Source organism: Streptomyces sp. NPDC055140, assembly GCF_053607285.1.
Map to the genome: position 1 here is coordinate 42138 of NZ_JBSGTG010000046.1, position 8885 is coordinate 51022.

General features: G+C 68.6%; 9 protein-coding genes and 1 pseudogene. 3 read left to right on the forward strand and 7 right to left on the reverse strand.

Annotated features, from left to right (window positions below; translation table 11 throughout):
* Window positions 1-32 precede the first annotated feature (32 nt).
* From ACWFR4_RS43885 to ACWFR4_RS43895, 3 genes are read right to left on the reverse strand one after another with little or no spacing between them, the layout of a single operon-like run.
* A complete protein-coding gene (locus ACWFR4_RS43885; protein WP_453464957.1) occupies window positions 33-356 on the reverse strand; it encodes an L-rhamnose mutarotase in 324 nt (107 codons plus the stop codon).
* Entirely contained in the window at window positions 353-1897 is a 1545-nt protein-coding gene (locus ACWFR4_RS43890; RefSeq protein ID WP_453657092.1) for a sugar ABC transporter ATP-binding protein, read from the reverse strand. Before ACWFR4_RS43890 ends, ACWFR4_RS43885 begins: the two co-directional genes overlap by 4 nt.
* A complete protein-coding gene (locus ACWFR4_RS43895; protein WP_453657094.1) occupies window positions 1894-2949 on the reverse strand; it encodes an ABC transporter permease in 1056 nt (351 codons plus the stop codon). The genes ACWFR4_RS43890 and ACWFR4_RS43895 overlap by 4 nt, the downstream gene beginning before the upstream one ends.
* A gap of 182 nt (window positions 2950-3131) precedes the next feature.
* On the opposite strand from ACWFR4_RS43895, the pseudogene ACWFR4_RS43900 reads away from it, so the two are divergent.
* Window positions 3132-4335 (forward strand): annotated as a pseudogene (locus ACWFR4_RS43900) (RNA-guided endonuclease InsQ/TnpB family protein); the annotation flags it as partial.
* 55 nt (window positions 4336-4390) lie between these two features.
* Here the strand turns inward: ACWFR4_RS43900 and ACWFR4_RS43905 are convergent.
* From ACWFR4_RS43905 to ACWFR4_RS43915, 3 genes are all read right to left on the reverse strand, one after another.
* Complete coding sequence (locus ACWFR4_RS43905; RefSeq protein WP_453464948.1) at window positions 4391-5473, reverse strand: ABC transporter permease; 1083 nt, start codon at window positions 5471-5473, stop codon at window positions 4391-4393.
* On the reverse strand, window positions 5470-5598 hold the full coding sequence (locus ACWFR4_RS43910; protein ID WP_453464945.1) for a hypothetical protein: 129 nt from the start codon (window positions 5596-5598) through the stop codon (window positions 5470-5472). Before ACWFR4_RS43910 ends, ACWFR4_RS43905 begins: the two co-directional genes overlap by 4 nt.
* A gap of 84 nt (window positions 5599-5682) precedes the next feature.
* Window positions 5683-6771, reverse strand: a complete 1089-nt coding sequence (locus ACWFR4_RS43915; protein WP_453464942.1) for a sugar ABC transporter substrate-binding protein — start codon at window positions 6769-6771, stop codon at window positions 5683-5685.
* A gap of 270 nt (window positions 6772-7041) precedes the next feature.
* Here ACWFR4_RS43915 and ACWFR4_RS43920 point away from each other — a divergent pair, with 270 nt between their 5' ends.
* Entirely contained in the window at window positions 7042-7266 is a 225-nt protein-coding gene (locus tag ACWFR4_RS43920) for a hypothetical protein (RefSeq protein WP_453464939.1), read from the forward strand.
* Between the two features lie 47 nt (window positions 7267-7313).
* On the opposite strand, the gene ACWFR4_RS43925 is transcribed toward ACWFR4_RS43920, so the two are convergent.
* The gene (locus tag ACWFR4_RS43925) at window positions 7314-7682 is read right to left on the reverse strand and encodes a VOC family protein (protein ID WP_453464936.1); all 369 of its coding nucleotides are present in this window, start codon (window positions 7680-7682) and stop codon (window positions 7314-7316) included.
* A gap of 364 nt (window positions 7683-8046) precedes the next feature.
* On the opposite strand from ACWFR4_RS43925, the gene ACWFR4_RS43930 reads away from it, so the two are divergent.
* Window positions 8047-8262, forward strand: a complete 216-nt coding sequence (locus ACWFR4_RS43930; RefSeq protein ID WP_453657096.1) for a hypothetical protein — start codon at window positions 8047-8049, stop codon at window positions 8260-8262.
* Window positions 8263-8885 lie beyond the last annotated feature (623 nt).

The window sequence follows — 8885 nt, forward strand, 5'->3', positions numbered from 1 at the left end:
TCTACGTACGGGCGCCGGGCGGTGTGCGCCGGCTACTCCATGAGGAACACCTGCTCCGTGGCAGCCCACCACTCGCCGGGCGCGGCCTCGGTGACGGGCCGCTGGCAGGGATCGGTCAGCTTCCACCAGGCTTGGGTGGCCGGGTCCGCGGCCATCGCGGCCATGTCCGCGGCGAAGTCGTCGCCGTGATACTCGAAGTAGCTGAACAGGCGGTCGCCGAGCAAGTGGATGGAGTAGTTGGCGATATGGCGGCGTCTCAGCTGTTCGAGCACCGGCTCGGGCACCGCCCGGTGGAGCGCGCGGTACTCGTCGAGCCTTTCCGGTCGTACGTGGATGACTTGCGCGACGCGTTTCATGCGGCGCCTTCCTGTGCCGGCACGGCCGACGGGGCGCGGTCGTGGATGATGCGGATGATCTGCGAGCTCATGCGGTCGTAGTCGTGGTCACCCCGCACTTCGCCGCGGATCCGGTGTCCGGCCATGACCAGGACCCGGTCGGCCAGCGTGATCATCTCGGCGAGGTCGCTGGTGATCAGGAGGATGGGCAGGCCCTCGCGGGCGAGGTCCCAGAGCAGTTCGTGGAAGGCATGCTTGGTGCGTACGTCCACGCCGACCGTCGGCTCGTCGACGATCAGCAGCCGGGTGTCGGCGGCCAGCCACTTGGCGAGACTGACCTTCTGCTGGTTGCCGCCGGACAGGTCACCCGCGTTCTGGTCCGGACCGGAGACGCGGATGCCGAGGCGTTCGATCAGGTTCTCGGCGATCTCCCGCTCCCGACGGGACGAGATGTCGCCGAAAGCGCGGGCGATCCTCTTCCACACGGTGACCGTGATGTTGCGCAGGACGGGCTGCTCCAGGAAGACGCCTTCCTCCTTGCGGTTCTCCGTCAGGTAGCCGATGCCGTAGTGGTGCAGGGCCTCGCGCGGGGAGCGGATCCGCGCCCGTTCGCCGAATACGCGGATCTCGCCTGCCGTGAGGCGCTCCATGCCGAGGACGGCCTTGACGAGTTCGCTGCGGCCCGCGCCCACCAGCCCGTAGAGGCCGACGATCTCACCGGGGCGCACGTCGAGCGAGATGTCCTCGTGTCCCGCGGCCGTGGCCAGGCCGTCGAGGGAGAGCGCCGGGGCCGCGGCGCTGTCCACGGTGCGCGGGGGCATGTCCTTAGCCGTGTGGGCGCGGCCCACCATGAGGGTGACGACGTCGTCCTGGGTGTGCGCGGCGAGCGGCGCCGAGGCGAGGACGGAGCGGCCGTCGCGCAGCACGGTGACGGTGTCGCAGATCGCGAAGACCTCCTCCAGCTTGTGGCTGACGAACACGACGCAGGTGCCGCGCGCGGTGAGCCGCCGTACGACGTCGAAGAGACGCTCGGCCTCCTGCGGGGACAGGGAAGCGGTCGGCTCGTCGAGGAGGAGGACGCGGCTCTCCGTGTAGAGCGCCTTGGCGATCTCCACCAACTGCTGCTGTGCTACGGAGAGTTCGTGCACCGGTTGGTGAGGGTCGAGGTCCAGGCCCAGCTCGGCCAGGCAGCGCAGCGCGGGGGCGGTCATCGCCTCCCGGTCGATGAGGCCGCGACGCGAGGGCGGCGCCTGCAGGGTGATGTTCTCGGCGACGGAGAAACCGGAGATCAGGTTGCGCTCCTGGTGGACGACGCCGATCCCGGCGCGCGTGGCGTCCAGCGGGGAGCGCAGCTGCAACTCCTCGCCGTCGCGCAGCAGTCGGCCCCCGTCGGGGGCGTGCACGCCGGTGATCACCTTGATCAGCGTGGACTTGCCCGCGCCGTTCTCGCCGAGCAGCGCGTGCACGGACCCGGCGGTGAGCTTCAGGCCGACGCCGTCGAGGGCGCGTACGCCGGGGAACACCTTGACGATGTCCTCGCACTCGAGGAGGGGCTCGGTCATCGGGAACCTTCCGGTGTCGGCAGGGCAGTGGCGGCAGGGGCCTTGGCCGCCCCTGATCCGGTGCCCTTCTTCTCGATGCGGGTCTGGTGGAAGCGGCCGCCGACGACTGTGCCGAGGACGACGAGGCCGATGAGGAAGTTGACCCAGCTGGGGTCGAGAGAGAACTCCGCGCGCGCGGAGTCAATGAGTCGCATCAGGAAGGCGGCGAGCACGGTCCCGAGGATCGCCACCGAGCCGCCGGTCAGCGCGACACCCCCGATGATGGGCGCCGCGAAACTGGGCAGCAGCCAGTCGCCGCCGACGCTGCGGTTGACTCCCGGCAGCGAGGCCGTGGCGGCCACCGCGGCGATGCCGACGAGCAGCCCGGACAGGGTGTGGGCGAGGACGATCTGCCGGTCGCTGGAGATGCCCGACAGCCGGGCGGCCAGGGGGTTTCCGCCGGCGGCGAGCAGTCGGCGCCCGGCCACCGTGCGGTACATGAAGGCCCCGAGCAGCCCCGCCGCGACGAGCGCGGTGACGAAGACGAGCGGGATGTTCAGCGGGGCGGCCCGGCCGAGGTCGCGCAGGATTGCGGAGTAGCCGTCGACGGTGCGGGTCCCGGACAGTCGGTACTGCGCGCCGAGCAGGATCGTCATGGTGCCGAGCGTGACGATGAAGCCGTTGATACGGGTGGCGACGATGAACACGCCGGTGGCAAGCCCGGTCAGCGTCGCGACGGCCACGCCGATCAGCACGGCGACCCCCGCGGGCACCCCGCTGTCCGCCATGAGGACGCCCATCAGGCAGGCGCTGAAGCCGCCGAGCGCGCCGACGGCGAGGTTGAGCTGTCCGACGCACAGGGCCACCATCTGCGCCAGCCCGATCAGGACCGGGGTGGCGAGGTACTGCAGGAACGTACGCACGGAGGCACCCTCGAAGAACGCCCCGGACGACGCGATACCCAGGGCCGCATAGCCCAGCACCACCGAGCACAGCAGGATCATGGTCGTGGAGCGGGAGAAGCGCCGCAGCGCCAGGAGCGCGGCCGCAGCGAGCTCGTTGAGCGTGGTCATCAGGTTTCCTTCGTGGATACGCCCGGCTTCTGCCGGGTGAGGAAACGAAGTTTCCGCGTGAGCGGGGCGGGGAGAGCGGATTGGTCGGCAAGGTGGATCGGCGTCCTCCCTGTGACGGGGTGAGGTAGCCCGCAGTGATCAAGTGCTCTCAACTGTCAGTCCTCCTGGGTAGGTTCGGGTGCATGACGGCATCAGCGAGGGCGGAGAGCGCCGGGCATGCCCGGTACACGTACCGTGTGCGCCTGTCGAAGACGGCCCGGGGTGCGCTCGAAGCTGAGTGGGACCGGTGCCGGTGGCTCTGGAACGAATGTGTGGCCAAGTCCAAGGCTGTGTACCTGCACAACAAGGCCACCGGTGAGAGGCAGACGTGCGGGCCGGTACAGCTCGCGGCCATGCTGACGCAGGCGCGTGCCCGCACGGCGTGGCTGCGTGAGGGCGCATGCGTTCCCCAGCAGCAGCTGATACGCGACTTCGGCAAGTCCCGCGCCAAGGCGCTCAAGGACATCAAGGCCCGGATGCCGATGCGGCAGCGCGCCGGGATGCCGAAGTACAAGAAGAAACGCGATGCACTTCCGTCCCTCGAATACACCCGGCGTGGCTTCCGGATCAAGAACGGCCGTCTGCACCTGGCGGGCGGGATTGTGTTGAGGGTGGTGTGGTCGCGGGATCTGCCGGCTGAACCGTCCAGTGTCCGCGTCTACCAGGACAGCACCGGAGCGTGGTACGCCTCCTTCGTCGTCCCTGCCAGGACCGAGCACTTGCCGCAAACCGGCGCGGTGATCGGGATCGACTGGGGCGTGAGGGAGACCGCAACCACCACCAGCGACGACCACGACCTTGTCCACGCCGAGCACGGCCGCACCGCCGCGCACAGACTCGCCCGCTACCAGCGGATGATGGCCCGGCGTCAGCCCAAGCGTGGTCAGGCCGCCTCGAAGGGCTACCGCGCAGTGCAGCGGCAGACGGCGAAGCTGCACAAGAAGGTCGCCCGGCAGCGACAGGACACCGGCCGTAAGTGGGCCAAGCGCGTGGTGCGTGACCACGACGCTTTGGCCGTGGAGGACTTCCGCCCGAAGTTCCTCGCCAAGACCACGATGGCCCGTAAGGCTGCCGACGCCGCGATCAGCGCGACGAAGACGGCTCTGATCGAGATGGGCCGCAAGCATGGCCGGGCGGTGCACCTGGTGCACCCTGCCCACACCACCATGGAGTGTGCGCGGTGCGGAGCGAGAACCAAGCACGCACTGCCTCTTTCCGAACGAACGTATGCCTGCACCGCGTGCGGAGCCGTATCCCCCAGGGATAAGAACTCCGCGCGCGTGATGCTGGTCCGGGCTGGTCTTCAACCCGGCTAGCGCTGATCGTGTAAGACCTGACGGCCCGCCGGGCCGCAGGCGACGTGAGCTAGGAATCCCCCACGTTTGTTTACGAGGGGGAGGTGTCAAGTGGAGCGCACCACCTTGCGATAGGACACGACGGTGCGCACCCGGTCCGCGGACAGGGCGAGCAGGAGTACGCAGCCGAGATAGATGTTGAGGCTTTCCAGGCCGACACCGAGCAGATCGAGGCCCTTGCGGATGACGCCTACCAGCGCCGTGCCGAGCAGAGTGCCGAGGACGGAGACGACGCCGCCGGTGAGCAGCGTGCCGCCGAGCACCGCGCCGAGGAACGACGGCAGCATGAAGTCCCCGCCGATGGAGGCACGGAACGTGCCCGTGCCGACGGCGGCCATGAATCCGGCGAGCGCGGCCAGCAGCCCGGACAGTGCGTGCGCCAGGACGACACGGCGGCCCGCGGGGATGCCGGAGAGCTCGGCGGCTGCCGGGTTGGCGCCGGTGAGCAGCAGTTCGCGGCCCATCCGGGTGCGTGCGTACAGGAAGCCGAGGCCGACCAGGGCGAACAGGGTGAACTGAGTCATCTGTGGAATGGCGGCGGAGCCGCACAGCCGCCCGACGCAGATGTCGGCGAGCGAGAACGAGCGTAGATCCGCCAGCCCGGCGGGCTGAGCTGTGAAGGCTGCGTTGTCGGTGAGGCCCGAGTACAGAAGGGAGACCAGACCGAGCAGCGCGAAGTCCATCGCCAGGGTCACCACGAACGAGCTCACCCCGGTCCTGGCGATGATCCATCCGGTGAGCGCCCCGATGCCGCAGCCGGCGGCCAGGCACAGCAACAGGCCTAGTGAGAGCGGTAGTTGGAGCTTGTCGTAGCCGAACCCGGCGAAGAAGGCGCCGAACGCGGCCATGCGTCCCACGGCCAGGTTCATGTGGCCGACGGACAGCACGACCATCTGCGCGAGGGCGACCACGGTCAGCGTCGCGATGTCCCGCACCAGAGGGAAGAGGACGAGCCGTTCGTCGAAGAACGCCGGGCGTGCCGTGCCGAAGACGGCGGCCAGGGCGACGACGAGCACCAGCAGGCCGAGGCGCTGGTTGACCCAGAAGGGCAGCCGATGCGCGGGGCGCGCCCCGTCGGCGGGGCGGTCGGCCGCACGGTCGGGCGGGGAAGTGGCAGTGGTGGTCTTCATGCCACCCTCCGGTCACCGAGGACGTCGTTGTCCCGGTCGCTGCCGGTGCCCGGCTCGGCGAGTGCGAGTGCGAGTGCGAGCGCGATGCCGACGAGCCGGGCGGTGCCGTGCGTGATGAGGCTCATGTGGTGTTCCGGCCTTCTGTGTCCATGGCTGCTGGTGGCGACGGCTGCCGGGGTGCCGACCGTCGGGTCGACGAACGTCCGGGCTCAGCCGCAGGACAGGAGCCTGTCGGCGAACTGCTTCTTCAGATCGGCGGTCTTGTCCTGCCGGAGGGCGTCGTAGCCGGCGACGTTCTTCTTGGTGACGATGAAGGAACCGGAGTCGACGATCGCGCCCGGTTTCGCCATCGTGCATTGCCCGGACCGCAACAGGGCGAGAGCCCAGATGCCGATCTGCGCCTGACCGCGCGGGTTCTGCACGACGGTCGCGCTCACGGAGCCGTCCCTGACAGAGGAGAGGATCTTGGCGTCGTCGTCGATGGCCACGACTTTCGCCTTCGAACCGGACTCGCGCACGGCGTCGGCGGCCGCGACCGCCGGGTTGTACGCGGTGGAGACGATGCCCTGGATCTTCGAGCCCTTGGCCGCGAGCAGGTCGGACACCGCCTTCTGCGCGGTCTGGAGATCCGTGTCGATGTCGGTGATGGTCTGCAGCAGCTTGACCTTGCCGCCGCTCTCCGCGACCGCCTTCTCGACGCCCTTCATCCGGCGCTGCGTGTTCGCGTCGACGTCGGCGCCGGTGAGGTGGACGAGGGAGCCCTTGCCGCCCATCGCTTCGATCGTGGCCTTCGCCGCCTTGTACGCGGCGAGTTCGACGTCCGTGGACAGGCAGAAGTCGGCCTCGTTCTTCTTGCCCGCGGGACACGAACCGAGCGAAGCGGTCGCGAAGCCTTGGGACTTGAGGTCGGCGAAAGTGGTGTTGATGTCGGTGGGTGATACGCCGAAGAGGCCGAAGGCGTTGAAGCCGCGGGCGGCGAGCGTCGAGACCAGGTTGTTCTGCTTCTGCTGATCCCACTCGGAGGTCTCGTCGTACGTGACATCACCGAGCCCGAGATCCGCCTTGGCCCGGCCCCCGGCCTTCTTCCACGGCTGGAAGTACGGGTGGGCGCCGCCGGGCACGAGGGCGACCTTCACCTCGGATCCGTCGGCGAGTTCGGACGACCCACTGCCCGCCTTGGCGACGGCGGCGCCCGGCTTCCCGGAGCTGTCCGAGGTCTTGATGGTGCAGCCCGTCGAGGCTCCGGCAAGCAGGACGAGGGTGATGGCGGCCGATACCTTTGCTTTGTGTTGGAACATGCTCCCGACCCGTAAAATCAGATAGGATTTTGTCGTCCGTGATACTGGGCGAGGTTCCGGTGCCTCGTCAACCCCCATGTGGGAGCCGCCACTTCTCCAAGCCGGTTTGAGGGAGCGGAGCTGGCTGATGCCGAATCGGATAGGATCCACTGCTTCGCACATGTCCCATGCCTGAACGACGGGCGGGACGCAGCCGCCCGGGGGACTGCTCTGGGGAAAGCGCCCGCAGACCTGGGCTTCCTCGGCCTGGACGACGACGGGGACGATCCCGTGGTCGTCGCCGGCTTCAAGGCCACCCGCGCCCGCAGGCTCACATCCGCCGAGAAGGAGGCCAACCGGGTCCTGGCCGCCGGACGCGTCCCCGTCGAACGCGGCTCTGCCCACCCGAAGAACTGGCGGATCCTCACCAAGCTCTGCACTGACCCCGCCCGCGCCACCCACCTGTTTCGCGCGTTACTCGTCCTGACGGACATCGAGGCCACTACTGACAATTGATCTCTACCGCAGGTAGCCCACGATCAGCACATGCCCCCGGAACAGCGTCACCGGCCCGGGATCGGCTGAGTGAGGTTCACCGGGTTGCCGTCGGGGTCCTGGATGTGGGCGACGCGCTGTCCCCACGGCATGTCGTTGGGGCCGCCGCGGACCGAGCCGCCCAGCGCCTCCACCCGGCCGAGCGTCTCGTCGACGTCGTCGACACCGATGCTGAGCAGGATCCGCGACGCCGCCCCGGTCCCCGGGTTCGCCTTGGCCACCAGCCCGAGGTCGGTGTCGCCGATGCGCAAGCCGAGGTAGAAGGCCGGGCCTTCCGCCGGTACCCGGAAGATCTCCTCAGCGCCGAACAATTTCGTATAGAAGCCGAGCAGAACGTCTTGGTCGGCAGTCACGATCACTGGCTGGATGGTGGACATGGCACTCCTGTCGAGAACGATCGTGTCGCTGGGTAGACCGTTCGAGGACGGTGAACTCATCGGCAGAACCACCCCGCCGGACGATCTACAGCACAGACTGCCGCCCACGACCAGCACGAGCACCCCGAAACGAGGCCACGCCACCGGCTGACCGGCCACTTCAAGATGGCGGAGCTTCAATGAACAGCGACTGCAGGATGTACGCGGGGCGGTGCGGGGCGGTACGGGCGGTGCGGGTCGGGTGAGGCTCGGCATTCGAGATGGCGCCATCCGAGTGTGCTGCGGCTGTGTCGGGCCGCGATCGCGGGACCGATTGACCATGCTGAGCCCGGACCAGCACCGTGCCCAGTGAAGGGTGTTCAGCATGCCGAACGACTCAGTGGCACGCTTCCTGGCGGCCCTGTCGCCCGAGGACAGAGAGACCGTCGTGGCCGGGCCCGGGGAGGAGCTGGAGCGGCTCGCCGCAGCCTGGGAACGGGAGTTGGAGGGCGATGACGAGCTTGATGTCCTCGACGAGGTGTCCCCGCCCGCAGCCGAGGCCGAGGCGGCTCGCCGCGTCCTTCGACAGAAGTCGGACTGACCCGTGTGATGGGTCGTCGTGCGGTGGTGAGTCGCAGATCGGTACTCGTTTCGACCGCCCCTGCGATGAGTCCCGGCAGCGATCAGGCCCTCTGTGATGCAGCCTCGTGGTCATGAGGCGTACTGGGCTCACGGCCGAGCGGGCCGTTTCGGAGCGGTTCAGAGCCAGGGCGACGGCACAGGGTGACGCAGCAGCATCCTGGTCTTCTCTTCGAGTAGAGCCACGGCGAGGAGCTCGCCCGTCCACCGGTCCGTAGTGCTCGAGTGCGTCTTCGTGGGCCGGCGGACGGCGTCCGCGGTGGTGTGAAGCGTGCCGAACGGCGTAAGACCTCCGGGAGCGCTGCTCCCGGAGGCCGCCCGAGTCAGGAATCCCCCTCATCCATGACTCCGTTGGGAAATGCGTAAACCAGCTTCGCTGGCTTGCTGAGTTCGGCATGATCGTTGTGTTCGTCGGAGCGAGGGGTGTGGCTGGGTGTCGCTGGAGTCTCGGGACGATGGTGGGGTGCCGGAGCTGACCGCTCGGGTGGTTGGGGCGTCGTTCCCGAAGGGGACGTTGGCAGTCCGGGTGCGTGAGGCGCTCGGTCCGCTGTTCTCGGACGGATCCTTCGCTGAGGCGTTCTCGGC

Bases quoted from the DNA above. Each gene is read 5' to 3' on its own strand.
- ACWFR4_RS43890 (WP_453657092.1), bottom strand. From the start codon at position 1,897: ATGACCGAGCCCCTCCTCGAGTGCGAGGACATCGTCAAGGTGTTCCCC.
- ACWFR4_RS43885 (WP_453464957.1), bottom strand. From the start codon at position 356: ATGAAACGCGTCGCGCAAGTCATCCACGTACGACCGGAAAGGCTCGAC.
- ACWFR4_RS43930 (WP_453657096.1), top strand. From the start codon at position 8,047: ATGCCGAACGACTCAGTGGCACGCTTCCTGGCGGCCCTGTCGCCCGAG.
- ACWFR4_RS43925 (WP_453464936.1), bottom strand. From the start codon at position 7,682: ATGTCCACCATCCAGCCAGTGATCGTGACTGCCGACCAAGACGTTCTG.
- ACWFR4_RS43910 (WP_453464945.1), bottom strand. From the start codon at position 5,598: ATGAGCCTCATCACGCACGGCACCGCCCGGCTCGTCGGCATCGCGCTC.
- ACWFR4_RS43915 (WP_453464942.1), bottom strand. From the start codon at position 6,771: ATGTTCCAACACAAAGCAAAGGTATCGGCCGCCATCACCCTCGTCCTG.
- ACWFR4_RS43905 (WP_453464948.1), bottom strand. From the start codon at position 5,473: ATGAAGACCACCACTGCCACTTCCCCGCCCGACCGTGCGGCCGACCGC.
- ACWFR4_RS43895 (WP_453657094.1), bottom strand. From the start codon at position 2,949: ATGACCACGCTCAACGAGCTCGCTGCGGCCGCGCTCCTGGCGCTGCGG.